Raw genomic sequence first — 25,393 nt, 5'->3', positions numbered from 1 at the left:
CAAAACTCAAGCCCCTACTTAGCCCACTTGGGCCGCGGAGGAGGCACGTAGTCCGCGAAGGCGTCCAGAAGCACTGAAGCGTCCGAGTCGATCGAGAGCATGTCCCGGTATCCCGCCGACAGGAAGCCCTCCGACACCATGTGGTCGGCGAACTTCAGCAGCGGCGCGTAGTACCCGCCGACGTCGACCAGTCCGATCGGCTTCTCGTGCAGCCCGAGTTGCGCCCACGTCCACACCTCGAACAGCTCCTCCAGCGTCCCGGCCCCGCCGGGCAGCGCGAGGAAGCCGTCGGACAGCGCGGCCATCTTCGCCTTCCGCTGGTGCATGTCGGCGACGACGTGCAGTTCGGTCAGGCCGGCGTGCGCGATTTCGACGCTGCCCAGCGCCTCCGGGATCACGCCGATCACGCCGCCGCCCGCGGCCAGTGCCGCGTCCGCGACGACGCCCATGGTCCCGACCGACGCACCGCCGTAGACCAGCCCGATCCCCCGCGACGCCAGCAACGTGCCCAGGGCACGAGCCTCCTCGGCATACCGCGGGTCGAAGCCCATCGAAGAGCCGCAGAAGACACAGACCCGGCGCGGCACCGCCATCAGTGGGTGTCCTCCCATGCCTGGTACGACTCCTGGACGACGCGCACGGCGTCGTCGATGTCGTCGGTGACGTGCAGCAGGTCGAGGTCCTTCTCACCGATTTTGCCCTCGGCGACCAGCGTCTTGGCGATCCAGTCGTACAGGCCGCCCCAGTAGTCGCTGCCGAACAGCACGACCGGGAACTTCGTGACCTTCTTCGTCTGCACCAGCGTGAGCGCCTCGAACAGCTCGTCGAGCGTGCCGAAGCCCCCGGGGAGGCAGATGAACGCCTGCGAGTACTTGATGAACATGGTCTTGCGGGCGAAGAAGTACCGGAAGTTGACGCCGAGGTCGACCCATGGGTTCAGGCCCTGCTCGAACGGCAGCTCGATGCCGAGGCCGACGGAGAACCCACCCGCCTCGTTGGCGCCGCGGTTCACCGCTTCCATCGTGCCGGGGCCGCCGCCGGTCATCACCGCGAAGCCCGCGTTCGCGAGCGCGCCGCCGATCTTGCGGCCGAGTTCGTATTCCGGGTTGTCCCGTTTGGTCCGCGCCGAACCGAACACCGTCACCGCGCGCGGCACCTCGGCCAGCGCACCGAAGCCTTCGACGAACTCCGCCTGGATCCGCAGCACGCGCCACGGGTCGGTGTGCACCCAGTCGCTCGGCCCCCGTGAGTCCAGCAGGCGCTGGTCGGTGGTACTGCCCTGGTCACGGCGATCCCGCCGCAGCACGACCGGGCCCTTGTGGCGCTCGATCGGACGTTCCGGGTACTGGCCGTCGGGGAACTCGCTTGTCTCACTCACCCCGCCAAGCCTACGACGTCGTCACCGTCCGGAGCGGCGGCATCGCCGCGAACAGGAGTTGTCGGCTACGCGAACGCGGGGCCCGCCGGAAAGCGGGCCCCGCGATCACGCCTCAGGAACGTCCGGTCAGCGCGAACGCGAGCATGGCCGTCGAGGTGAAGTCGATGGCGGGCTCGTTGCTCGGCCACGACGCGAGGTCATCGGCGTAGCGGGCCTCGGGGGTGTCGAAGGTATCGAAGGGCTTCCTGCAGTCCTTCGAACCGGGCGGGAGCTCCATGTGCTCGAAGTTCTCCGCTCCGTTGGGGCCGTTCACGACAGCGCCGTAGAGCAGTTTCTCCTCGCCGGCGAGGTTCGCCGCCTGGTGGTGCGGGCACCGCGGGTACGTGGTGCCGACGCCGACGACCAGCGAGATGCCCCACGCGTTCGCGCCGAGGGTGAAGTTCCGCTGCTGCGAACCGAACGCCGCGTACCGGCGGTCACCGGTCAGGTCCGCGTACAGCCGCTCGGTCGCGGCGAACCCGAAGCTCTTGCTGGCCGCATCGAATTCCTTCACCGAGACGGCGGTCCGGAAAGGACTCTGCGCCGCGCTCGCGACACCTTCGTCGAGCTGACGGCGGAGGTCGCCGATCAGTTCCTTCGGGCCGAGCACGGCACCCGGGACGCCGTGCCGCAGGAGCTTCGCCAGTTCGGCGTGCGCCAGCGCGCTGGTGTCGTACAGGTTGAGCGTGCTCTTCTCTTCGAGGTCGATATAGGCCTTCGCCCAGTGCGCCGCCTGCCGCGTCCAGTCGGCCGACCGCGGGTCACGCAGGGCCTTGGCCGCCAGGGCCAGCTGCGTCGCGCCGAGTTCCATGTCGTCCCGCCAGGACGACTCCGGGTAGTACGCGTGCGGGAACGCGGTGACCAGTTCGCCGACGTTCTCGGTCTTGGCCTGCGCGAAGACCGACGAGGCCTCGGCGAGGTATTCCCTTGCCAGCGCGGGGTTCCGCTTCGCCTCGACCTGGGCGCCGAGCGCGAAGGCGGCGGCGACCCGGCCGGCGAGGTTCGGGCTCAGCGCCGAACCACCGGGGTTCGCCGGGAAGACCGGCCGGTGCTTGACGAAGTACTTGGGGTCACCGGGTTTCACGTCGAGCGGATCGTCGTCGTGCGGGTTCCGCCAGACGTCGTGGTCGCCGAGGAAGCCGAACTTGTCGCTTCCCGTCCCGATTCCGACCTGCGCGTAGAGCGTCTTGCTCTTCTCGTCCCACATCTTGTCGAGCCAGTCGAGGCCGAGCTTGACCTCCTTGGCCAGCGCCGGGTCGTGGCCCTCACGGAGCACGTAACCCAGCTCCGCCAGCGAGTACGCCGTGTTCGAGGTGAACTTGACGAAGTCGCCCGCGTCGACCCAGCCGCCCTCGACGTCGACCGGCCCGCCTGCCGGCTTCAGCGGTTCGGTGATCTCGTCGCCGAATTCACCGCCGAACGCGGGCCATTCGTAGACCGTGGCCTGCTTGTCGGCCAGATGTGAGGGTTTGCGGTCGAGCCTGCCGGGGATGATGTCGTCGCCGTCGCGCTGCGCCTGGAAGAACTCGTTGGTGGCGCGGACCAGCGGGGTGAAGAGCCGGTTCTTGGTGTCCACCCGGAACGTCGGCGAGGTCGCCTTGGTCTCGCCGCTGACCTCGATCCGGTACTTGCCCGGCAGCCAGACCCTCGACAGGTCGAGCTGGTACACCGCCGGATACTTCGCGTTCCACGCGCCGAGAGAGGCACCGGTCCGTCCACGATGGACGGTCCGGCCGCGTTCGTCGATCACCGAGAACGAACCCGGCGCGCTGGACAGGAGATAAGCGTGCTTGGTCTCGGTGATGCCGTAGCCGACCTGATCGACCCGGACCTCACCTTGTACCGCGGCCGCGGCCGAAACCGCCGGAACCGTCAAACCCCCGAGGACCAGTGCCGAAACCGCGGCCACCGCCCGGGACCAGGAACTCACCATCATCGGCGCCCCGTTCCAGAATTAGTTAAGAAACTTTCCTTTTTATGACGCAGGACGCTAGCGTCCGGAACACCACCAGTCAATATGTCCGTTTCGCCGAGAGGAACTCACCGGATCCGGACACTGTTGGCGGGTATCCGTCCAGCTCAGCCGGATCTCCGCCGGGAAATCGTCTACCGTGGATCGATGCCGTCCAGGGCAGAACCACTCGGCGCGCGGATCCGGCGGTTGCGCCGGGCACGCGGGCTGACTCAGCGTGAGCTCGCCGAACCCCGCTACGACCGCGGCTTCCTCGCCAAGGTCGAGTCGGGCGGGCGCCTGCCTTCGGACGACGTACTGACCCATCTCGCGCGACGGCTCGGCCTCACCGCGGACGAACTCCGCTTCGGCAGGCCGCCGGGCGCCGCCGAGGAACTCACCGACGCGCTCGAAACCGCATATCGAGAGTTGCAGAAAGGCGGACTCGAAGCCGCCGAACGCGAATTCACCCGCGTGGAACGGCGAGCGGCGGAGTACCGGCTGCCGGACGTTCAGTGCCACGCGCGGTTCTATCTCGGCGAAGTGCAGTGGCAGCGCTACGACATTCCGTTGGCGGACAAGGGTTTCGCCCACGCCATGGAACTCGCCGGCACCGCGTCGCCCCGGCTGCGCGCGATGATCGTCAACCGTGTCGCCGCCTGCCGCGCACTGTCGGGCGACCTTGGTGCGTCGGTCGCACTCGTCGAAACCGCACTCGCCGCACTCCGTGCCGAGGAACCGGTCGATCCCGACGCCGAACTGGCGCTGGTGACCGCGCTGATCCACCCGCTCATCGAAATGGGCGCGCTCCGCCGCGCCCGGCGGGCCGCCGAAGAAGGGCATCGCGCGCTCCCTTCCGCCCGGCGCAAGGACATCGCCGCCCGGTACCACCGGCAGGCGGCGCAACTGTGGCAGGAGATCGGCCTGGTCGACCGCGCGGAAAAGGATCTTTCACGGGCACTGCGGCTGTTCACCTCCCTCGGCTACGACCGTGACGCCGCCCGGAGCCGATGGGCACGCGGCTTCCTGTGGCGACGGCTGGGCAAACTCGACGAGGCACAAGCCGAATTGCAACTTGCACGCGACCTCTTGGCCAAGGCGGGTTCACGGGAAGGCGTACTCGGCGCGACCATCGAACTCGCCGACGTCCGCCGCCGCCAAGGGGAACTCGACGAGGCCACCGAACTCGCCGAGGGAATCCGGCCGCTTCTGGATCGATCCCCCGACATCGAAGCCAGGGCGGAGGTTCTCCGGCTACTGGGACTCGTCGCGCGCGCCCGCGGTGATCTGCCGGAGGCGACCGCGTTACTCGAAGAAGCCGCCACCGCACAGGAAAAGTCGGAACTGCGTGGCGCGCTCGTCGCCACCTCGCTGCATTTGGGCGACACATTGCGCGCTCGCGGATTAATCGAAGAGGCGGCGGAGGCGTATCGACGCGGCGTGCGCGCGGCCGCTATGTCCGATTCCGGGCCCACCGGATGAAAACCATACGAAAGTCGCCATATATCGCATATGGCGGGAAAACTCTTACTACACAGGCATTTCATTCCCTGCATGTCGATCTTCACCCGCTCCGCTAGGCCATCCGGCCCATTGACGCCTTCGTGACCGGCCTCCTTTACTCGGACGTGTCCATCGGGATAACTCCAGTTATCCGAATGGGCACGCTCCCCGTCCCCCGCCGTGCACCCGCTCCGGTCCCATTCCCCGCCGCGCCAAGGGCCTGACGGGTACACGGTCCTGCCCATGGAAGGTTTCCCATGACCGTTCAGCGAGGGCTCAGAACAGGGTTGGCGGCTGTCGCCGGCCTTGCCTTGAGCATGACGTTCCCGGTGACCCCGGCGAACGCGACCACCGCCACCATTCAACCCGCGAGCCCCGACGCCGTGGCCGCGAGCGCGGCCGACCAGGCCGCCGCGGCCGGTGTGGACCACTTGCGGAAGGGGGCACAGGAAGGCTTCCGTCGCGTCGGGCTGACCCCGGGTGGCGGCGGACTCTTCTACGCCGCTTACGAACGAACCTACCGTGGCCTGCCGGTGGTCGGCGGGGACGCGGTGGTGGTCGCCGACGGCGCCGGACGCGTCCGCGGCACCAGCGCCGCCGAGACGGCGGCGATCTCGGTCGACACCAAGGCCAAGATCACCGCGGCGAAGGCGACCGAGGTCGCCCGCGGCCAGCTATCCAAAGTAGACAGTGTCATCGCGCCGAAGCTCGTCGTGCTGGCGGGGAACTCGCCCAAGCTCGCCTACGAGGTCGTCGTCGCCGGGACCAAGGCGACGACCCCGAGCAACCTGCACGTGTTCGTGGACGGTGCCACCGGCGCGGTTCTCGAAACCCGTGACGACGTCAAGATGTCCAACTTCCCGGCCGCGGCGAAGACCACGTCGAACGAGGTCGGCACGCTGGGCGCCGGGAACAGCTACTACGTCGGCAACGTCACCATCGACACGACGAACTCCGGCGGCACGTACACGATGCGCGACCCGCAGCGCACCAACATCAGCTGCGCCCGCCAGAACGGCTCGCCCTACAGCGGACCGGACGACAACTGGGGCAACGGCTCCGGCACCGACCTGGAAACCGCCTGTGTCGACGCGCTCTTCGGCGTCCAGACCGAGTGGAAGATGCTGGGCGAATGGCTCGGCCGCAACGGCATCAACGGCAACGGCGGCGGCTTCCCCGCCTACGTCGGCCTCAACCAGGCCAACGCCTACTGGAACGGTTCCTCGACCACCTACGGCCGCTCGTCGGACAGCCAGCGCCAGGCCACCCCGATGGACGTCGTCGCGCACGAGTACGGCCACGCCATCTTCCAGACCACGCCGGGCGGCGCGGGAAGCGGCAACGAGAACGGCGGTCTCAACGAGTCCACCGGTGACATCTTCGGTGCCATCACCGAGCACTACGCCAACAACGCCAAGGACGTCCCGGACTACGACGTCGGCGAGGGCGTGAACCTGGTCGGCCGCGGGCCGATCCGCTACATGAACCAGCCGAGCAGGATCTCCGGCAACCCCGACTGCTACTCGTCGTCCATCCCGAACACCGAGGTGCACGCCGCCGCCGGCCCGCAGAACCACTGGTTCTACCTGCTCGCCGAGGGCACCGCGCCGGTGGGCAAGCCCGCCAGCCCGACCTGCAACAACACCTCGATCACCGGGATCGGCATCCAGAAGGCAGGCAAGATCTTCTACAACGGCCTGCTGAAGAAGACCTCCAGCTGGAACCACAAGGCGGCCCGCAAGGCCACCCTGGAAGCGGCGCTCGCGCTGTACCCGGGTTCCTGCACCGAGTTCAACACCACCAAGGCGGCGTGGAACGCGATCAGCGTCACCGCGGCGACCGGCGAGCCCGCCTCGTGCACCCCGCAGGGCGACGACTTCTCGGTCGGCGTCACCCCGGCGGCGGGTTCCGTCAAGCCTGGCGAGTCGGCCACGGTCACGGTGAACACCGCGACCACCAACGGTGCGGCCCAGTCGGTTTCGCTGAGCGCCAGCGGTCTTCCCGCCGGGGCGACCGCGACGTTCAACCCGGCTTCGGTGCAGTCCGGCACCTCCTCGACGCTCACCATCGCGACGTCGGCGAGCACCCCTGACGGCACCAGCACCATCACGGTGACCGGTACCGGGGCCAGCGGCGCGCGCACCGCGCAGTACAAGCTGACCGTCGGCACCGGCGGTGACGTGCGCACCTACACCAACGACACCGACTACGCGCTGAACGACTACGGCACGGTGAACAGCCCGATCACCTCGACCGCGACCGGCAACGCGGTGTCGCCGGTGAAGGTGACGGTCACCGGGACGCACACCTGCTCCGAGGACCTTCGCATCAGCCTGAAGGCCCCCGACGGCAGCACGTATTCGGTCAAGGCCACCGGTTCCCTGCCCTGCACCGATCTGGGCACCCGGAACTACTCGGTCAACGTGACCAACGAAGTCGCGGCAGGCACTTGGACCCTCGTGGTCTACGACGCCTACGCGCAGGACACCGGCACGCTTTCCAGCTGGTCGATCACCGTCTAGCGCCTCCCGCGCGTGAAGGACTCCTTCCCTCGGCTCGGTCGAGGGAAGGAGTCCTTCACACACCCCTCTCGAAAGGAACCCGGCATGAAGTGGGGAAAGCGAATAGGAGCGGCCGTCGTCGGCATGGCCGCCGTACTGGGTGTCGTCACGGCGCCCGCGCAGGCGGTCACGGCCGCCGCCGCACCGGACATCTCGCTCGCCAACGTCAAGGCGCACCTGAGCGCGTTGCAGACCATCGCCAACCAGAACGGCGGCAACCGCGCCTCCGGGCGACCGGGTTACCCGGCGTCGGTGTCCTATGTGGCACAGAAGCTGCGCGACGCCGGCTACAACGTCACGTTGCAGTCCTGCACGAGCTGCGCGGGTTCGAACCAGAACATCATCGCGGAATGGCCGCAGGGTGACGCCAGTCAGGTCATCATGCTCGGCGCGCACCTCGACAGCGTGAGCGCCGGCCCCGGTATCAACGACAACGGCTCGGGTTCGGCCTCGATCCTCGAAGTCGCGCTGACACTGGCCCGCGAGAACCCCACCATGGCCAAGCGGGTCCGCTTCGGCTGGTGGGCCGACGAGGAGTCCGGCCTGCGCGGCTCCAAGTTCTACGTCAACAGCCTGCCGCAGACCGAGCGCACGAAGATCAAGACCTACCTGAACTTCGACATGATCGGCTCCGACAACTGGGGCTACTTCGTCTATGACGACGTGGCTTCGGTCAAGGCCGTGTTCGACGAGTACTTCAGGACGATCGGCATCCAGACCGAGGGCGACACCGAGGGCGACGGCCGTTCGGACCACGCGTCGTTCAAGAGCGCGGGCATCCCGGTCGGCGGTCTCGCGACCGGTGCCGGATACACGAAGAGCGCCGCGCAGCAACAGAAATGGGGCGGCACCGCCGGAAGGGCGTTCGACAGCTGCTACCACCGCGCCTGCGACACGCTGTCCAACATCCCGGACACCCCGCTGGAGAAGAACAGCGACGCGATCGCGTACGCGCTCTGGAAGCTCGCCGTCGGCACGTCGACGGGCCCCGACTTCTCGATCGGCCTGTCCCCCGCCTCCGGCACCGTCCAAGCGGGACAGTCGGCGACCGTCACGGTCAACACCACGACGACTTCCGGTGCGGCGCAAGCGGTTTCGCTGAGCGCCGCCGGTCTTCCCGCCGGGGCGACCGCGACGTTCAACCCCGCTTCGGTGCAGTCGGGCGGTTCCTCGACGCTCACCATCGCGACGTCGGCGAGCACTCCCAACGGCACCAGCACGATCACGGTGACCGGTGACGGGACCTCGGTGGACCGCACGGCGCAGTACACGCTCACCGTCGGCGACGTCAGCGTGCGCACGTTCACCAACGGCACCGACTACGCGCTGAACGACTACGCGACCGTCAACAGCCCGATCACGTCCAGCGCGACGGGTACGGCGACCTCGCCGGTCAAGGTGTCGATCACCGGGACACACACCTGCTCCGAGGACCTTCGCATCAGCCTGAAGGCCCCCGACGGCAGCACGTATTCGGTCAAGGCCACCGGTTCCCTGCCCTGCACCGATCTCGGTACCAGGACGTACTCGGTGCCGGTGACCAACGAAGCCGCTTCCGGCACTTGGACGCTCGTGCTTTACGACGCCTACGCGCAGGACACCGGCACGCTCGACAGCTGGACCATCACCGTCTGACCACCCGAATGGCGAAGGCCATCTCACGAGGACACCCGGCCTCGTGAGATGGCCTTCGTGCGTGAGAGGGATTCACGGACAACTTTTCGATATCTGGTCTAGACCACCCGATCGTCGGTAGCGCCACTCGTGCGCGGCGACCTATGTTGAGCCGAACGGCCGCTTCCTGTTCGTTCAAACCGCTTTCGAGATGGGAGCTGGGTATGTTCGGTCGCGTCTCACGGCTGCTCGCAATCACCGGCGCGGCGGTACTCGCCGTCACCACGCTCGTCGTCCTGACCCCGGCGCAGGCCTCGGTGGACGCCGAGGTCTGCGCGGTCAAATCGAAGCCGGCGGGCAAGGTCCTGCAAGGCTATTGGGAGAACTGGGACGGCGCTTCGAACGGCGTCCACCCGCCGCTCGGCTGGATCCCGATCACCGACGCCCGCATCAAGGCCAACGGATACAACGTGCTCAACGCCGCCTTTCCGGTCATCCTGTCCGACGGAACGGCCAAATGGGAGGACGGGATGGACGCGACTGTGAAGGTCGCGACCCCGGCCGAAATGTGCGCCGCCAAGGACGCAGGCGCAACGATCCTGATGTCGATCGGCGGTGCCACCGCGGGAATCGACCTGAACTCGGCCACCGTGGCGGACAAATTCATCGCGACCATCGTGCCTATCCTGAAGAAGTACAACTTCGACGGGATCGACATCGACATCGAAACCGGCCTCGTCGGCAGCGGGAACATCACCACGCTTTCCGCGTCGCAGAAGAACCTCATCCGCATCATCGACGGTGTGCTCGCCGCGATGCCGCCGAACTTCGGGCTCACGATGGCGCCCGAGACCGCGTACGTCACCGGCGGCAGCGTCGTCTACGGCTCGATCTGGGGCGCGTACCTGCCGATCATCAAGAAGTACGCGGACAACGGCAGGCTGTGGTGGCTGAACATGCAGTACTACAACGGAAGCATGTACGGCTGCTCCGGCGATTCGTACCAGGCCGGCACGGTTCAGGGTTTCGTCGCGCAGACCAACTGCCTCGACAAGGGCCTGGTGATCCAGGGCCAGACGATCCGTGTTCCCTACGACAAGCAGGCTCCGGGCCTGCCGGCGCAGGCGGGCGCCGGTGGCGGCTACATGTCGCCGAGCCTGGTCTCCCAGGCGTACCGCAGCATTCCGGGGCTCAAGGGCCTGATGACCTGGTCGCTCAACTGGGACGGTTCGCGGAACTGGACCTTCGGCCAGAACGTGAAGTCCTTGCAGGGCCGCTGACCTCTCGTGTCGTCCGTCTGATCACGTGAGTTACGCCTCCAATCACGCGAGTTACGCCTCTGATCACGTGAGTTACGCCTCTGATCACGCGGGCCGGATGCTCGCTGTGCGGAAACGGCGAACTCGCGTGATCAGGCGGCGAACTCGGCCGGTTCGCCCGTATCGTTCTCGGGCATGGACGACGAGGTCGGCGGACGGCTGCGGCGGCTGCGCGCCGAACGTGGCCTCACCCAGCGTGAACTCGCCGAGCCGCATTACACCGCCGCCTACGTTTCGTCCGTCGAGACGGGTGCGCGGACGCCGTCCGGTGACGCGTTGCGCCATTTCGCCGCGCGGCTCGGGGTGGACACCGGCGAACTGCTCGGCGTGACCTCGCCGCGTGACGACGTCCGGCTCGATCTGGACATCGCGTCGGCCGCGTCGGACTTCCTCGCGGGGAAGGGCTCGGCTCCGAAGATGCGGCGGCTGGCTCGGCGGGCGGAGAAGATCGGCCGTGCTCGCCAGGCCGGGCTCGCCTGGCTGTGGCTCGCGCGGTTCACCGATGGCGACGCCCAGCCGCGATTGGTCGCCGCCGCCGAAGCCGCTCTCGGCGACGACATCCCGCCATATCGCGAACTGGCCGCCGCGCTGCGGGCGAACGTCCTGATCGGCCGGGGCGAGCCGCATCACGCGATGCACCTGCTCCGGACCGCGCTCGGCGCGAGCCTCGACGGCTATCCGCATCCGCTGCTCCTCCTGACCCTCCGCGCGTACCTCGCCGAAGGACACCTCCGCCTCGGCGAGACCGCTCAGGCCGCGCAGCACGCGAGCGAGGCGCTGCGGCTGGCTCGCGGCGGCGAGGAGATCCTGGCCGAACTCACCGACCACCAGCGTCGGCTGACCGAGGCCTACCTCGACGAAGGACGGGTGGCCGACGCCGTCACCGCCGTGTCGGTGCTGCACGATCTGCTCCACGAGCGTGCCCTGCGGCCGGTGCTGGCCCGGTGTCTGTTCGCGCGGGCGCTGGTCCGTCGTGCCGACGACCTCGAAGGCGCACTCGCGGACCTTCGCGCGTCGAGGGCGGCCGCGGCCGATCACGCCGTCACCCTGGAACTCGCCGACGTCTGCCGCGAACTCGGTCGTCTCGACGACGCCGCCGCGCTACTCTCCGAAGCGACCGAAGCCATCCCCGCGGACTCGCCGCTCTCCGCGTCACTCACGTTCCAGCAAGGCTCGCTGGCTCTGGCCCGCGGAGACCTCGAAGCAGCCGAAGCGGGCTTCGCGCACGCCATCGACGTGGCCGCGCTCCGTGACGCTCGCGGCGTCTTGGCCGCTTCGGTCGACAAAGCGGGAGAACTGCTTCTCGGCCAAGGGCGCACCGAAGAGGCCGCAGACCTGCTGCGGCGTGGACTACTACTGCTTGGCGCAGAAGAGGACGTTGCGAAGTGACCGAAGTGGACTTGGAAGATCTCAACACCCGCCTGGTGGGCCGATTCGGCTCTGCCGCCGAAGGGTGGGTCGCCGGTGTCCCGGCCCTCGCCGAGCGGCTGGCGTCCCGATGGGGCTTCGTGCCCGGCGAGATTTTCGACAGCGGCGCCTCGTCCGTCGTGCTGCGCTGCCGATGGACCGACGGGACACCGGCGGTGCTCAAACTCAGCCCGGATGGCGCGCTGCTGACCAAACAGCTCCAGATGCTGCGGGTGTTCGCGCCGACGGGCCGGGTGCCCGCCGTGCTGGCCGCCGACGCGGACGCCGGCGCGATGGTGCTGGAGGAGATCCGGCCGGGCACCCCGGCCGAGGACCTGCCGCTGCCGACCCTGCCCGGACTTTGGGGAGAGCTGCTGACCGCGCTGCATTCCGTCGCCCCGCCCGCGGACTGGCCGTGGAGCCTGCGCGGCCGGTTCGAGGAATCCTTCGCCCGGATCGGCAAGCGGATCACCGAGCCGGCCATCGCCGCCAGGATCGGCACCGACACCTGGCAGCGGGCGATCGAGCGCTGCGAGAAGTTGCTGGACACCCAGGCCGACGTCGTGTTGCTCCACGGCGATCTGCATCTCGGCAACGCCTTGGACGGCGGCTCGCGCGGCCTGATCGCGATCGATCCGAAGGCGTGCGTGGGTGATCCGTGCTTCGACGCCGTCGACTACGTGGTGAGCGGCGCCGGGCACGAAGGCGTCGAGGCCCGTTGCCATTCGGTGGCGAACGCCTGCGGGCTCGACGGGGACCGGTTGTACGCCTGGAGCCGGGTGGTCGCCCCGATGTTCGCCATCGCGCACCTGACCTATGGCGGCCCGGAGCGGGCACTCGACGAGCTGCTCGCCCTGATCAGCTGAGGAACGCGCGCAGCACCGCGGTCACCTGCCGGATCTCGCCCGCGCGGACGTTCTCCTGCCGGGTGTGCGCCAGCGTCGGGTCGCCGGGTCCGAAGTTCACCGCCGGAATCCCGAGAGCCGCGAAGCGCGCGACGTCGGTCCAGCCCAGCTTCGCGACCGCCTTGCCCCCGGCCGCGGCGATCAGTTCGGCCGCCGCCGGGGCGCTCAGACCGGGCAGGGCACCTGGCGACAAGTCGACGACCTTGACGTCGTAGCCCGCGAAGACGTCGCGAAGGTGCGCCTCGGCCTCCTCGGATGAGCGGTCGGGCGCGAACCGGTGGTTGATCGTGAGCACGGCCTCGTCCGGTACGACGTTGCCCGCGACACCGCCGCCGATCTTCGTGGCCTGCAAGCCTTCGCGATAGGTCAACCCGTCGATGTCGACCACCCGCGGCGTGTACTCGGCCAGCCTGCGCAGCGGTTCGGCGAGGCCGTGGATCGCGTTGACGCCCATCCAGCCGCGCGCGGTGTGCGCCCGGACGCCGTCGACGCGGATCTCGATCCGCATCGTGCCCTGGCAACCACCCTCGATCCCGCCGTTCGACGGTTCGCCGAGGATCGCGAGGTCGGCCCGCAACCACTCGGGTAGTTCGCGTTCGATGCGGCCGAGGCCGTTCTTCGTCGCTTCGATCTCTTCGCAGTCGTAGAACACGAAGGTGATGTCGTGCCTCGGCTCACGGAGGGCGGCGGCGAGGTGAAGGAAGACGGCGTCGCCGCTCTTCATGTCGACGGTGCCCAGCCCGTGCAGGATCTCGTCGTCACCGGCTCCCTCACGACGCACGGGCATGTTGTCGTTGACCGGAACGGTGTCGAGATGCCCGGCCAGCAACACCCGCGAAGGGCGGCCGAGGTTCGTGCGGGCGAGGACCGCGTCACCGTTGCGGATCACCTCGAGATGCGGCGCCTGCGCCTGGAGCGCGGCCTGCACGGTGTCCGCGATGACCTTCTCCTCTTCCGAGACACTGAAGATGTCCACCAGCGCGGCGGTGAGATCGACGGGATCGGCGTGCAGATCGAGCGAAGGCATGCCCGCACCGTACCGCCGTGGGCCCGGGGCTACCGTGAAGGAGTGCGCATGCGAACGATCTTGGTCGCCCTCCTCCTGGTACTCAGCGGCTGCGGATCGGGCGAAGCCCCGGTGAAGGTCCGGCCGACCCAGAGCACCGGGCCGGACGTGCTGCCGATCAAGCTCAAGGCGCTGACCACCGACCAGTGCTATCTGGCGCCGGGGACCGAGTCGCCGAAGGGCTGCCAGAAGTACGTCACCGAACTCTCCAGCGCCGCGGGCACCGTCCGCAAGCGCAGGCCGGACCTGTCGTCGCACGCCGACGTCCTCGATCGCCCGATCGCCGCCTTCCGCACCGCGAACTGCCAGGACCAAGCGGCTCCCGGCGGGCCGTGCGGCCAAGCACTCGCCGACATGGCGACGGCGCTGACCAGTGTGAAGAGCCTCGTCGGCGGTTGACGCGGGTCACTGGGTTACCGTTCAGGACGTGAGCGAGCAGACCCCTGATCCCGAAACGACCGGCGCCACCGGCGTCGGACTGGCCACCGTCACGACCGACGGCACGGTGCTGGACACCTGGTTCCCGCTGCCGAAGCTGATCGACGGCACCGACAGCAAGGCCGGCACGGTGCGGCTGACCGCCGAAGAGGCCTCCGAGGCCCTCGGCGAGGCCGCCGCCGCCCAACTCGGCCCGGACACCGACCGCGGTGTCGAGGTCGTCGCGGTCCGCACGACCATCGCCCGCCTCGTCGACGCCCCCGGTGACACGCACGACGTCTACCTGCGTCTTCACCTGCTGTCGCACCGCCTGATCCGGCCGCACGGCGCGAGCCTCGACGGCATGTTCGGTCTGCTGGCGAACGTCGTATGGACCAACTACGGGCCGTGCCCCGTCGAGGGCTTCGAGGCGACCCGGCTGCGGTTGCGGGCGCACGGCAACGTCACCGTCTACAGCGTGGACAAGTTCCCGCGGATGGTGGACTACGTCATGCCGACCGGCGTCCGCCTCGCCGACGCCGACCGCGCCCGCCTCGGCGCGCACCTGGCCAACGGCACCACGGTCATGCACGAGGGCTTCATCAACTTCAACGCCGGCACGCTCGGCGCCTCCATGGTGGAAGGCCGGATCTCGGCGGGCGTGGTGGTCGGCGACGGCTCCGACGTCGGCGGCGGCGCGTCGATCATGGGCACGCTGTCCGGCGGCGGCAAGGAGACCATCTCGATCGGCGAGCGCTGCCTGATCGGCGCGAACGGCGGCGTCGGCATCTCACTCGGCGACGACTCGGTCGTCGAAGCGGGCCTCTACGTCACGGCCGGCACGAAGGTCACCTTCGAGGGCAAGGTCGTGAAGGCGCTGGAGCTGTCCGGCATCTCGGGCGCGGTGTTCCGGCGGAACTCCGGGACCGGCGCCGTCGAGGTCGTCGCGGGCACCGGCGTCGGCATCGAGCTGAACGCGGCCCTGCACGCCAACTGACCTGCGGAAAGAGAGCAAGGGACCTTTGCTGTCGCCCGGGTCTCCCTGGGTGACGCTGGGTGACGCTGGGTGAGCAAGCCCGGGTCACGTGTGCAATGAAAGGCTCCTTCCTTGCGAAATTTGCAAGGAAGGAGCCTTTCATTGCATCGGCAGGGGGCAGGGCGCACGCGCAAAAGAGAGCAAGGGACCTTTGCTCTCACTCTCCCCCGGAGAGCGAGAGCAAAGGTCCCTTGCTTCTCTCACGGCCTGGACCACCTTGCCGGTTCACCTAGAATTCATCTTGTGACAGCCGAGGTCCCGCCGCGCAAGAACGCCCCTTCGACCACTCCGGCCGCGCTCGGGCTCGGTGACCGTCCCGCGCAAGCCGGGCCGGACGATCCGGCGGCCACCCACGTCCGGGTCAAACTCGACGTCGAGGTCCGGGCGCTCCTCACGCACGAACCGGGCACCAAATCCGGCACCGACCCCGAAGACCTGCACCAGATGCGGGTCGCGCTGCGTCGCATGCGGAGCGTCCTCAAGCTCTCGGGCCGCCTCGTCGGCCCGGACGCCGAGCCCGTGCGCGCCGAACTCGGCTGGCTCGGCCAGTCCCTCGGTGACGTCCGCGACTACGACGTCCTGATCGGTCATCTCCGCGAGGTCGTCGCCGAATTCGAGGTGCGCGACCAGCCCGCCGCGCGCCGTCTGGTCTCGATGTTCGTCACCGAACGCGGGGGCGCGAAGCGGCGGCTCACCCGCGCGCTCGCCAGCCCCCGGTATGCCTCGATGCTGCTGGACATCGGCCGTCTCGCCCGGCAGCCCGACGCCGAAGAACCCCGTTCCGGCGCCGAGTCCACCTCCGCGGATCTCGTCGCCGGTCTCGCGAAGCCGCATCGAAAGCTTGCGAAGGCCGTGAAGGCGCTTCCCGCCGATCCCCCGGACGACGACCTTCACGCGCTTCGCATCTACGGCAAGAAACTCCGCTACGCCGCCGAGATGGCCAAGCCCGCAGCGAAGAAGAAGCAAGCGGAGCGGATCCAGCGGCTGATCAAGGCCACGAAGAACTTCCAGACCGTCCTCGGCGACCATCAAGACGCCTGCGTCGCCGCTGATCGCATGCGAGGAGCCTTGGACACGACCGACACCGAACTCGCCTTCATCGCGGGCCGGGTCGCGGAGAAGGAACTTCTGCGCCGCGCCGAGGTCCGTGCCGTGTGGCGCGACGTCTGGGCGGAGGTCGACGAGGCGGCTCAGGCGGTCATCTCGCGGACGTAGCCGTCCGGGCGGATCAGCACCCGCCTCCCGTTTTCGGCTTCATACGCCGCGAAGGCATGCCCGCCGACGTCCTCGAAGTCCACATCGGACAGTGCGCTGCCCGCGGGCAGGATCCGCCGCGCGCCTTCGGGAGCCGGGCCGTCCCCGAACACCAGCACGGTCGCCTGCGGTCCGCGCAGCAGCTCGAACAGCCGGACGGACTTGCCGTTCGCGTCCTTCAGCGGCGCGTCCGGCGCGCGGTCGCCGGGCCGGATCCGGCCGGTCGCCGCGGGTGCGAGCGGACCGCCGCGATACCCGATGTCGAGCTGACGCGTGTTCTCGCCGCGCTCGTGCGCGTCTTCCGAGCCGTTCTTGTACTTCTCGAGGATTTCGGTGCTGATCTTCAGCACTCTCGCGGCGACCCCGCGTCGCTCGGGCTCGTAGCTGTCGAGCAGCTCCGGTGAACCGTCGGCGAGCTTCCAGCCCAGGTTGTATGCGTCCTGGACGCCGGTGTTGAGGCCCTGGCCACCGGTCGGCGGATGGACGTGCGCCGCGTCGCCGGCGAGGAACACGCGGCCGTCCCGGAACCGCGCGGCGAGCCGGATGTTGGGCCGCCACACCGTCGACCAGGCGAGATCGTGCAATCGGACCCCGCCACCGGACAGCTCGTCGAGCCGGAACTGCAACGTCTCCAGCGACGCCTCGACCTGCTCCTCACCCAGCAAGGCGCCGAACTGGAAGTGCGGCACCCCGGGCAGCGGCGTGAGCACGATCCCCGACATCGGATCCTCGGGCTTCGCGAACCAATGCCCGTACGCGCGATCGAGCCCCTCCGCCTGGACGTCGCCCAGCAGCATGCGGATCGATTCGTCGGTGGTGCCCTCGAACGCGATCCCGAGCGCCTTGCGCACGAAGCTCTTCCCGCCGTCCGCGCCGACGAGATGGCCGACCCGCACCCGCTCACCGGGCAGCTCGGCCGTCACGCCGTCGGCGTCCTGCTCGAAACCGAGCAGGGGCGTGCCGAGCTCGACCTGAACGCCGAGCTCGGCGAGCCGGTCCCGCAGGATCCCTTCGGTCCGCGACTGGCCGAGGAAGTGGCCGTTCGGGTACGGCACGTCCGGGGTCGGGTCGCCGAGTTCGGCCATCATCCGCTCGCCGACGACCTCACCGCCCAGGTGGATCCGAATCGGCACGGGTGCCTGCCCGGCGGCCAGCACCGCGTCCAGCACGCCGAGGTCCTCGAAGACCTCCAGCGTGCGCGGTTGCAGGCCGTCTCCGCGCGAGCCCTCGAAGAACGTCTCGGCCTTCTCCACGATCCGCACGCCGACGCCGCGGCGCGCGAGGTCGATGGCCAGCGTGAGCCCGGTCGGCCCGGCTCCCGCGATCAGTATCTCGGTCATCTTCGCCTCCAGTGAATTAGAATTCAGTGAATCTTGATTCAGTGTGGACGTTGCTAGCCTTCCGTGTCAAGGAGGTGCCGATGACGGCGACGAGCCGCAAGGAGAAAGCGGCGGAGACCGAGGCCGCGCTCAAGGACGCGGCGAAGCGCGTCTTCGCGGCGAAGGGGTACCTGAACACCAAGATCACCGACATCACGGCGGAAGCCGGACGCGCGGCGGGCTCGTTCTACAACCACTTCGCGAGCAAGGAGGAGCTGCTCGAAGCGCTCCTCGCGGACCTCGCGGCGGCAAGCGACGTCAACGCGTCCTCGCCGGAGCACAAAGCCGACTTCACCGACCCGGACGCCGTGCGCTGGCACGTCCGCGAGTACTGGAACTTCCATCGCGACAACGCCGCGACGATGCTCGCGCTGCGCCAGGCGGCGATGGTCAGCGACGACTTCGCACGCACCTTCGCGCGCTTCGGCGCCGATCAGGCGGAGGACATCCTCGGCCACCTCGGGTACATCACCGCGGCGGGGATGGAACTACCGGCGTCGGAACGGCTCTCGCTCGCGATGATGGGCGAGCTCGTCAACGGTTTCGCGCACACGTGGCTGCTGGACCCGTCGTCGGTCTCCGAGGAGGAAGCCGTCGAGGCGCTGACGCGGTTCATCTACCGGGGTTTCACCGGTCGCGACGTGCTCTGAAGTCCCCGTCACCGCTTCCGCGCGTGCAATGAAAGGCTCTTTCATTGCAAATTTTGCAATGAAAGAGCCTTTCATTGCACGCCGCACCGGACGCAAACCGCGCCGAAATCAGGAAGTGAGCCGCTCCACGGCCGCGTCGATCCGCTCGTCCGTCGCCGTCAGGGCGATCCGGACGTGCCGCCCGCCGGTCGGCCCGTAGAACGTGCCCGGCGCGGCGAGGATGCCGCGATCGGCGAGCCAGTCGACCGTGTCGAGCGCGGATTCCCCGCGCGTGGACCAGAGATACAGTCCTGCCTCGGAGTGCGAGATCTCGAAACCGCTGTCCAGCAGCGCCTTCCGCAGCACCAGCCGGCGGCGTGCATAGCGTTCCCGTTGCACGGCAAGTGCTTCGTCGTCCTTCAGCGCGGCGACCATGGCCTCCTGCACCGGCCGCGGCATGATCAGCCCGGAATGCTTGCGGATCTCCAGCAGTCCGGCGACGAGCTTCGGGTCACCGGTGACGAATCCGGCGCGGTAGCTGGCGAGGTTCGCGGACTTCGACAGCGAGTGGACGGCCAGCAGGCCGTCGAGTGAGCCGCCGTGCACGGACGGGTGCAGGATCGACACGGGCTCGCTTTCCCAGCCCAGCGCCAGATAACACTCGTCGGAGACCACGACGACATCGCGTTCCCGCGCCCATTCGACGACCTTGCGCAGGTGATCGACACCGAGCACCCGCCCTGTCGGATTGGACGGCGAGTTGATCCACAGCATCGAGGGCCGCTGCGGGCCGAGCGCGAAAGTGCTGTCCGCACGCAGCAGAGACGCACCCGCCAGCAGCACGCCGACCTCGTAGGTCGGGTATGCCACCTCGGGGATGACGACGAGGTCACCGGGGCCGAAGCCCAGTTGCCGCGGCAACGACGCGACCAGTTCCTTCGAACCGATCGTCGGCAGCACAGCCGCCTCGGGAACACCTTCGATGCCGTGCCGCCGCGAAAGCGCGTCGATCGCTGCGGCCCTGAGCTCGGGAATCCCGTGCGTGGTCGGGTACCCCGGGATCTCCGACACGGACGTGAGCGCCGCGCGGATGCTCTCGGGGACCGGGTCCACCGGCGTGCCGATCGACAGGTCGACGATGCCGCCGGGATGCGCCTGGGCCTTCGCCTTGGCTTCGGCGAGGGAGTCCCAGGGGAAATCGGGAAGAGCGACCCGGCTCATTCGCCCTGCGGGGGAAGAGCCTTGATGAAGGCGGGGTCGTGGCTGGTCTTGCCGACCTTGGAGGCGCCACCGGGCGAGCCGAGTTCGTTGAAGAAGTCGACGTTGGCCTTGGTGTAGTCGTTCCACTCGTCGGGGACGTCGTCCTCGTAGTAGATCGCCTCGACTGGGCAGACCGGCTCGCAGGCACCACAGTCGACGCATTCGTCCGGGTGGATGTACAGCATGCGGTCACCCTCGTAGATGCAATCCACGGGGCACTCGTCGATACACGCCTTGTCGAGCACGTCGACGCAGGGCTCGGCGATCACGTAGGTCACTGCGCACTCCTGCTTTATCTCTGCTTCACCAGTCTGCAACGGACATTACGCGCCCACGGGCGCGACCGGCCCGCTTAGGCCACCCTTATTCGTACCCCGGGTACGGGCTTTCAGCGGTCTTTCCGGCGCGGCGGCGGAGTGGCCCTGCTGTCCCCAGTGATGACGAACTTCGGCGCGGCGGGCTTCGCCGCTTCCGTGTCCTTCTCGACGACCTCTTCCGCGCCCAAAGCCCGGTTGAAGCCGTCGGAGATCTCGCGGACCAGGTCTTCGTTGTGCCTGTCGTCCTTGCGCGCGATGCTCATCGGGGTCCCTCCACTGCCTTCCTTGGCACAATCTAACCGTGAACAGTGCGGAAATGCTCGAGCTCACCTGTAGCCGGGCTTGGACTCCCCTGCTGGAGAGCCGGATCGGGGACTGGAGGCTGCGCTGGGCGGACGGGTTCACCGCCAGGGCCAACAGTGCCCTGGCCATCGGCGACCCGGGAAAACCGCTGCCAGACGCCCTGCGGACGGTCTGTGACTTCGCCCACGATCATGCCATCCCACCGGTCGTTCAGGTGATCCAGGACACGTCGCTCGAAGACGCCATCGCCTCCCACGGCTGGGTCCACTATGTGGAACACCGGCCCGCGCACGAGGTTCGCGTGCTGACCGGGCCGCTCTCACGCGGGACCACGGCGGGAGCGGTGATTCTCGACGAACCGACGTCCGGATGGTGGGAGCTGACGGCGGGCGGCCCGGATCCGGCGGAGGCGCCACGGCATGTCCTCGGCACCGGCAAGGTCGGCTTCGGCGTGGTGGAAATCGACGGTGTCACGGCCGGGGCGGTGCGCGGCGCCGTCGTCGGCGAGTGGCTGCACATCGCCCGTTTGGAGGTACGGTCCGAGTTCCGGCGGCGGGGGCTGGCGCGCGGGCTGATGAACGCGGCGGGTGGCTGGGCGGCCGCTCAGGGCACCACCGGCGTCGTGCTGCAGGTCGCGGAGGCGAATTCCGGCGCGCTGAAACTGTACGAAAGCCTGGGCTGTACGGAGCACCACAGGTACCGCTACTGGGCCCCGGCTCCGGGGGCGTGCGAGGATCGCCCGTCGTGAAGGTCGTCATTTTGGTCGGCGGAGTGGGCGGGGCCCGCTTCCTGCTGGGGGTCAAACAAGCACTCGGTCTGCCCGCGATCGGTTCCGCGCCGGAATCGCCGCATGAGGTGACCGCGCTGGTGAACACCGGGGACGACGTGTGGATGCACGGTCTGCGCATCTGCCCGGACCTGGACACCTGCATGTACACGCTCGGCGGGGGGATCGACGAAGAGCGCGGCTGGGGCCATTCCGGGGAGACCTGGACGGTCAAGGAGGAGCTCGCCGCCTATGGCGCCGAGCCGACCTGGTTCGGCTTGGGCGACAAGGACATCGCGACGCATCTGATCCGTTCGCGGATGCTGCGCGCGGGTTATCCGCTCTCGCAGGTCACCGAGGCGCTGTGCGACCGCTGGCAGCCGGGCGTGCGCCTGCTGCCGATGTCGGACGACCGCGTCGAAACGCATGTCGTGATCGACGATCCAGACGATGCGGACCAGCGCAAGGCGATCCACTTCCAGGAGTGGTGGGTGCGCTACCGCGCCGAGCCGAAGGCGCATTCGATCATCGCCGTCGGCGCCGAGGAGGCCAAGCCGGCGCCGGGTGTGCTCGACGCGATCGCGGGCGCCGACATCGTGCTGTTCGCTCCATCCAATCCGGTGGTCTCGGTGGGCACGACGCTCGGCGTCCCGGGAATCCGCGACGCGCTGCGGAAGACGCGGGCAAAGGTCGTCGGTGTCTCGCCGATCATCGGCGGGAAGGCGTTGCGCGGTATGGCCGACGCGTGCCTGAGCGCGATCGGTGTGGAGACCTCGGCCGAGGCCGTCGGACGGCATTACGGTTCCCGCAAGGAATCCCCGGACGGCGTGCTCGACGGCTGGCTGGTCTCCGAAGGTGAAACCGTCGAGGTGCCGGGAGTCGCCGTCCGTGACGTGCCCCTGCTGATGTCCGATGTGGACGCCACGGCGGCCATGGTGCGCGCCGCTTTCGATCTGGCAGGAGTTTCTGTTGCCTGACAAGAATCAGCCGGAGTTTCCCTTGCCTGAAAAGAAGCTGCGTGACCACGCTTCGGCGAAGATCGAGATCCTTCCGGTCGAAGGCCTGCCGGAGTTCCGCCCCGGCGACGACCTGACCGGGGCGATCGTCGAGGCGGCCCCCTGGCTGCGGTCGGGCGATGTCCTGGTCGTGACGAGCAAGATCGTCTCCAAGACCGAGGGCATGCTGATCCGCGTCCCCGCCGACCTGGAAGAGCGCGACGCTGCCCGGCGCAAGCTCGTCGAGGAGGAGTCGGTCCGCGTGATCGCGCGGATCAACCGGACGGTGATCACCGAGAACAAGCTCGGCATCGTGCAAGCCGCCTCCGGGGTGGACGCGTCGAACGTGGCCTCCGGCGAGGTCGCGCTGCTGCCGTCCGATCCGGACGCTTCCGCGCTCGCGCTGCGGAACGGGCTGCGTGAACGGCTGGGCGTCGAGGTCGCCGTCGTGGTCACCGACACGATGGGCCGCGCGTGGCGGGTCGGGCAGATCGACGCCGCGATCGGCGCGTCCGGCCTGCGGGTGCTGCATTCGTACGCGGGCGAGGTCGACAGCCAGGGCAACGAACTCGCGGTCACCGAGGTGGCGATCGCCGACGAACTGGCCGCCGCGGCGGACCTGGTCAAGGGCAAGCTCGGCGGGACACCGGTCGCCGTCGTGCGCGGACTTCGGCTGACCGACGACGGTTCGACCGCCCGCAAACTGCTCCGGCCGACCGATGAGGACCTGTTCCGCCTCGGTACCAACGAAGCCATCGCGCAGGGCCGCCGGGAAGCCGTGCTCGCGCGGCGTTCGATCCGGTCGTTCACCGGCGAACCGGTCGATCCCGAGGTGCTGCGCCGCGCGGTCGGGACGGCGCTCACGGCGCCCGCGCCCCACCACACGAAGCCGGTCCGGTTCGTGTGGCTGCGCGAGGAAGGCTTGCGCCGCAAGCTTCTCGACGCGATGAAGGCGTCGTGGCAGGCCGATCTCGAAGCCGACGACTTCACCGCCGAACAGGTCGCGAAGCGCCTCAGCCGCGGCGACATCCTTTACAACGCGCCCGAAGTCGTGGTGCCGTTCCTCGTCGCCGAGGGCGCGCACACTTACCGCGACGACCGGCGAAACGCTTGTGAGCACACGATGTTCACCGTCGCCGGTGGCGCGGCGGTGCAGGGCCTGCTGGTCGCGCTCGCCGCCGAAGACCTCGGCTCGTGCTGGATCGGTTCGACGATCTTCGCGGCGGACGTCGTGCGCGACGTGCTCGGCTTGGACGAGCGCTGGGAACCGCTCGGCGCGGTCGCGATCGGACATCCCGCCGCGCTCCCGCCCGCGCGCGGCCCAGTCGAACCCGGTGAAGGACTTCTCGAACTGTGACCCTGCACGACGACGTTGTGTCCACTTTGTCCGGTTGGCGACCGGCGGACGCCGCCCAGGAATCCTTGCGCCAGGCCTATCTCGGCTTCCTCGCCGCCCGCGAGGACGTCTGCCGCCGCGAATGCGCGGCCGGGCACATCACCGCGTCGGCCGTCCTTCTCGACGCCGACGCGGAAAACGTGCTGCTCACCCTGCATCCGCGAGTCGGACGCTGGTTGCAGCTCGGCGGGCATTGCGAACCCGGCGACGCGACGCTCGCGGACGCCGCTCTTCGTGAGGCACGCGAGGAATCCGGCATCGACGACCTGGTGATCGAACCGGCCCCGGTGCATCTCGACGTCCACCCGATCACCTGCTCGCTCGGTGTGCCGACGCGGCATTTCGACGTGCGTTTCGTGGTGCGCGCGCCCCGGGGAGCGCAACCGGTCCAAAGCGACGAATCGGACGATCTTCGTTGGTGGCCGGTGGATTCCCTGCCGAAAGGGTCGGAAGATCTCGCCGAACTGATGGAAGCCGCCGTGCCCGTGGCGTCCGGCCGTTAGGGTGTCGGCTGACGTCCTAAAGGGGGAACGATGCTGACGGCGCTGACGCCATACCTCGACCGGGTCCGGGTCCACAGCAGCGGTGACGGTGACGGCTTCGGCTGGTTTCTGCTGATCCTGGCGATCATCGTCATCATCATCGTGGTCGTAGTGATCATCGTGAAGGTCAATCAGGCGAAGAAGCCGCCGATGACGTTCCCCCAGAACCCGAACTTCGGCGGTGGCGGCCCGGCTCCGGGCTTCCCGCCGCCTCCGCCCGGCGGCGGCCCCGCCCCGCAGGGCAACTGGCAGCAGCAGCCCGGTTTCCCGCCGCCTCAGCCCGGTTACGGCCAGGCGCCCGGCTTCCCGCCGCCGCCCGCCCCTGCCGGTTTCGCACCGTCGCCCGCCGGCTTCGCACCGTCGCCCGCAGGCTTCGCGCCGCCTCCCGCGGGTTTCGCACCACCTCCCGGCGCCCCGGCGCCCAATCCGTTCGGCGCGCCCGGCATGGCCCAGCCCGGTTTCCCGCCGCCTCCCCCGCAGGCCGGGCCGCCGATCGACGGCAGCGCGGACCGCACGCAGGTCGTGTCCCCACAGCAGCAGGCGAACGCCGGCGCCGACCGCACCCAGGTCGTGTCGCCCGCGGGCGCCGACCGGACGCAGGTCGTCTCCCCGGCGGGCGGCGGTGACCGGACACAGGTCGTGTCCGGTGGTGCCGGCGACGCCACCCAGGTCGTCCCGCCCCGTCAGTAGTCCCCAGCAGGGAGAGAACCGCATGGTCAGGGTCGACCCGAACTCCTCGGTCCCGCCCTTCGAGCAGGTCCGCATCGCCTACGCGGAGCGGATCAACGAGGGCACCCTGCCCGTCGGGGCGAAACTCCCGACCGTGCGGAAACTCGCCGAAGACCTCGGCATCGCCCCGAACACGGTCGCCAAGGCCTACCGCGAACTCGAAGAAGCGGGCCTGATCGAGACTCGCGGCCGGGCGGGGACGTTCGTCAGCGCCATCGGCGACGAAACCCGCGAACGCGCGAGGCAGGCGGCCGCCGACTACGCCGCGCTGACCAGGAAGCTGGGTCTCGGCCGCGACGAGGCCAAGGCGATCGTCGACGCGGCGCTCGGCTGATCCGCTCCTCGTGACCGGTCACGAAAATCGTCGACCGGTTAACCTCACCGCATGGGAGTCTCCGTGTTGATGCTGCTGATCATCGTCCTGGTCCTCGCCGGTGTCGGCGTCGGCATCTTTTTCCTGGTGAAGGCACTCAACAAGCCGAAGCCCCCGGTGTACCCGCCGCACCAGTACCCGCCGCACCAGTACCCGCACCAGCAGTACCCGCAGCAGCAGTACCCGCAGCAGCCGCCGCAGTACCCGAGCCAGCAGCAGCCCTACCCGCCGCAGGGCTGGGGCAACTGACCGGC

The 25,393-nt window shown here is 68.8% G+C and carries 25 protein-coding genes; 17 read left to right on the top strand and 8 right to left on the bottom strand.

Annotation, left to right across the window (positions count from 1 at the left end; all coding sequences use genetic code 11):
- Positions 1-14: 14 nt before the first annotated feature.
- The 3 genes from DL990_RS08855 to DL990_RS08845 all read right to left on the bottom strand — a co-directional run bounded on the left by DL990_RS08855 (position 15) and on the right by DL990_RS08845 (position 3,353).
- The gene (locus DL990_RS08855) at positions 15-593 is read right to left on the bottom strand and encodes a TIGR00730 family Rossman fold protein (protein WP_125798486.1); all 579 of its coding nucleotides are present in this window, start codon (positions 591-593) and stop codon (positions 15-17) included.
- Positions 593-1,378 carry a TIGR00730 family Rossman fold protein gene (locus tag DL990_RS08850; RefSeq protein ID WP_125780855.1) on the bottom strand — a complete coding sequence of 262 codons (786 nt, stop codon included), beginning with the start codon at positions 1,376-1,378 and terminating at the stop codon, positions 593-595. The genes DL990_RS08855 and DL990_RS08850 overlap by 1 nt, the downstream gene beginning before the upstream one ends.
- Before the next feature lie 112 nt (positions 1,379-1,490).
- Entirely contained in the window at positions 1,491-3,353 is a 1,863-nt protein-coding gene (locus DL990_RS08845) for a glycoside hydrolase family 9 protein (protein ID WP_125798345.1), read from the bottom strand.
- A 183-nt stretch (positions 3,354-3,536) separates the two neighbouring features.
- On the opposite strand from DL990_RS08845, the gene DL990_RS08840 reads away from it, so the two are divergent.
- The 6 genes from DL990_RS08840 (at position 3,537) to DL990_RS08815 (ending at position 12,638) form a co-directional block, all read left to right on the top strand.
- Positions 3,537-4,850: a tetratricopeptide repeat protein gene (locus DL990_RS08840; protein ID WP_125798344.1), complete on the top strand. Its 1,314-nt coding sequence runs from the start codon at positions 3,537-3,539 to the stop codon at positions 4,848-4,850.
- A 278-nt stretch (positions 4,851-5,128) separates the two neighbouring features.
- Complete coding sequence (locus tag DL990_RS08835) at positions 5,129-7,393, top strand: M4 family metallopeptidase (protein WP_125780849.1); 2,265 nt, start codon at positions 5,129-5,131, stop codon at positions 7,391-7,393.
- Positions 7,394-7,477: 84 nt separating this feature from the next.
- A complete protein-coding gene (locus DL990_RS08830) occupies positions 7,478-9,067 on the top strand; it encodes a M28 family peptidase (protein ID WP_125798343.1) in 1,590 nt (529 codons plus the stop codon).
- Between the two features lie 203 nt (positions 9,068-9,270).
- The gene (locus tag DL990_RS08825) at positions 9,271-10,326 is read left to right on the top strand and encodes a chitinase (protein WP_125780845.1); all 1,056 of its coding nucleotides are present in this window, start codon (positions 9,271-9,273) and stop codon (positions 10,324-10,326) included.
- Between the two features lie 174 nt (positions 10,327-10,500).
- A complete protein-coding gene (locus DL990_RS08820; protein WP_125798342.1) occupies positions 10,501-11,754 on the top strand; it encodes a helix-turn-helix transcriptional regulator in 1,254 nt (417 codons plus the stop codon).
- Positions 11,751-12,638, top strand: coding sequence for an aminoglycoside phosphotransferase family protein (locus tag DL990_RS08815; protein ID WP_199746267.1), 888 nt, complete (start codon positions 11,751-11,753; stop codon positions 12,636-12,638). Before DL990_RS08820 ends, DL990_RS08815 begins: the two co-directional genes overlap by 4 nt.
- On the opposite strand, the gene dapE is transcribed toward DL990_RS08815, so the two are convergent.
- Positions 12,631-13,704: a succinyl-diaminopimelate desuccinylase gene (gene dapE / locus DL990_RS08810; protein WP_125798341.1), complete on the bottom strand. Its 1,074-nt coding sequence runs from the start codon at positions 13,702-13,704 to the stop codon at positions 12,631-12,633. The genes DL990_RS08815 and dapE overlap by 8 nt on opposite strands.
- A gap of 48 nt (positions 13,705-13,752) precedes the next feature.
- Between dapE and DL990_RS08805 the strand changes: the two genes are divergently transcribed.
- The 3 genes from DL990_RS08805 to DL990_RS08795 all read left to right on the top strand — a co-directional run bounded on the left by DL990_RS08805 (position 13,753) and on the right by DL990_RS08795 (position 16,411).
- Positions 13,753-14,142, top strand: a complete 390-nt coding sequence (locus tag DL990_RS08805; RefSeq protein ID WP_233598652.1) for a hypothetical protein — start codon at positions 13,753-13,755, stop codon at positions 14,140-14,142.
- 28 nt (positions 14,143-14,170) lie between these two features.
- Positions 14,171-15,157, top strand: coding sequence for a 2,3,4,5-tetrahydropyridine-2,6-dicarboxylate N-succinyltransferase (dapD, locus tag DL990_RS08800; protein ID WP_125798340.1), 987 nt, complete (start codon positions 14,171-14,173; stop codon positions 15,155-15,157).
- Positions 15,158-15,439: 282 nt separating this feature from the next.
- Positions 15,440-16,411: a CHAD domain-containing protein gene (locus tag DL990_RS08795; protein WP_125780835.1), complete on the top strand. Its 972-nt coding sequence runs from the start codon at positions 15,440-15,442 to the stop codon at positions 16,409-16,411.
- On the opposite strand, the gene DL990_RS08790 is transcribed toward DL990_RS08795, so the two are convergent.
- On the bottom strand, positions 16,387-17,790 hold the full coding sequence (locus tag DL990_RS08790) for an FAD-dependent monooxygenase (RefSeq protein WP_125798339.1): 1,404 nt from the start codon (positions 17,788-17,790) through the stop codon (positions 16,387-16,389). The two genes, DL990_RS08795 and DL990_RS08790, sit on opposite strands and share 25 nt — an antisense overlap.
- Before the next feature lie 80 nt (positions 17,791-17,870).
- Here DL990_RS08790 and DL990_RS08785 point away from each other — a divergent pair, with 80 nt between their 5' ends.
- Positions 17,871-18,479 carry a TetR/AcrR family transcriptional regulator gene (locus DL990_RS08785; RefSeq protein ID WP_125780831.1) on the top strand — a complete coding sequence of 203 codons (609 nt, stop codon included), beginning with the start codon at positions 17,871-17,873 and terminating at the stop codon, positions 18,477-18,479.
- 108 nt (positions 18,480-18,587) lie between these two features.
- Here the strand turns inward: DL990_RS08785 and dapC are convergent, their stop codons facing one another.
- The 3 genes from dapC to DL990_RS08770 all read right to left on the bottom strand — a co-directional run bounded on the left by dapC (position 18,588) and on the right by DL990_RS08770 (position 20,298).
- Positions 18,588-19,679: a succinyldiaminopimelate transaminase gene (dapC, locus tag DL990_RS08780; protein ID WP_125780829.1), complete on the bottom strand. Its 1,092-nt coding sequence runs from the start codon at positions 19,677-19,679 to the stop codon at positions 18,588-18,590.
- Entirely contained in the window at positions 19,676-19,996 is a 321-nt protein-coding gene (gene fdxA, locus DL990_RS08775; RefSeq protein WP_125780827.1) for a ferredoxin, read from the bottom strand. The genes dapC and fdxA overlap by 4 nt, the downstream gene beginning before the upstream one ends.
- 110 nt (positions 19,997-20,106) lie before the next feature.
- A complete protein-coding gene (locus DL990_RS08770; RefSeq protein ID WP_125798338.1) occupies positions 20,107-20,298 on the bottom strand; it encodes a hypothetical protein in 192 nt (63 codons plus the stop codon).
- 53 nt (positions 20,299-20,351) lie between these two features.
- Between DL990_RS08770 and DL990_RS08765 the strand changes: the two genes are divergently transcribed.
- The 7 genes from DL990_RS08765 to DL990_RS08735 are packed head-to-tail and all read left to right on the top strand — an operon-like array spanning position 20,352 to position 25,388.
- Positions 20,352-21,086 (top strand): N-acetyltransferase, encoded by a 735-nt coding sequence (locus tag DL990_RS08765; protein ID WP_125798485.1) that lies wholly within the window; start codon positions 20,352-20,354, stop codon positions 21,084-21,086.
- Entirely contained in the window at positions 21,083-22,081 is a 999-nt protein-coding gene (gene cofD / locus DL990_RS08760) for a 2-phospho-L-lactate transferase (RefSeq protein WP_125798337.1), read from the top strand. Before DL990_RS08765 ends, cofD begins: the two co-directional genes overlap by 4 nt.
- A gap of 37 nt (positions 22,082-22,118) precedes the next feature.
- A complete protein-coding gene (locus DL990_RS08755; RefSeq protein WP_125781170.1) occupies positions 22,119-23,456 on the top strand; it encodes a coenzyme F420-0:L-glutamate ligase in 1,338 nt (445 codons plus the stop codon).
- Entirely contained in the window at positions 23,453-23,998 is a 546-nt protein-coding gene (locus DL990_RS08750) for an NUDIX hydrolase (protein ID WP_125780821.1), read from the top strand. Before DL990_RS08755 ends, DL990_RS08750 begins: the two co-directional genes overlap by 4 nt.
- 30 nt (positions 23,999-24,028) lie before the next feature.
- Positions 24,029-24,727 (top strand): hypothetical protein, encoded by a 699-nt coding sequence (locus DL990_RS08745; RefSeq protein WP_125798336.1) that lies wholly within the window; start codon positions 24,029-24,031, stop codon positions 24,725-24,727.
- A 22-nt stretch (positions 24,728-24,749) separates the two neighbouring features.
- The gene (locus DL990_RS08740; protein ID WP_125780817.1) at positions 24,750-25,100 is read left to right on the top strand and encodes a GntR family transcriptional regulator; all 351 of its coding nucleotides are present in this window, start codon (positions 24,750-24,752) and stop codon (positions 25,098-25,100) included.
- Between the two features lie 51 nt (positions 25,101-25,151).
- The gene (locus DL990_RS08735; RefSeq protein ID WP_125798335.1) at positions 25,152-25,388 is read left to right on the top strand and encodes a hypothetical protein; all 237 of its coding nucleotides are present in this window, start codon (positions 25,152-25,154) and stop codon (positions 25,386-25,388) included.
- Positions 25,389-25,393 lie beyond the last annotated feature (5 nt).

Source organism: Amycolatopsis sp. WAC 01416 (assembly GCF_003947485.1).
Classification (GTDB): Bacteria; Actinomycetota; Actinomycetes; order Mycobacteriales; family Pseudonocardiaceae; genus Amycolatopsis.
Note: the sequence above shows the minus strand (reverse complement) of the source record. Positions and strands in the feature narration are given on the sequence as shown.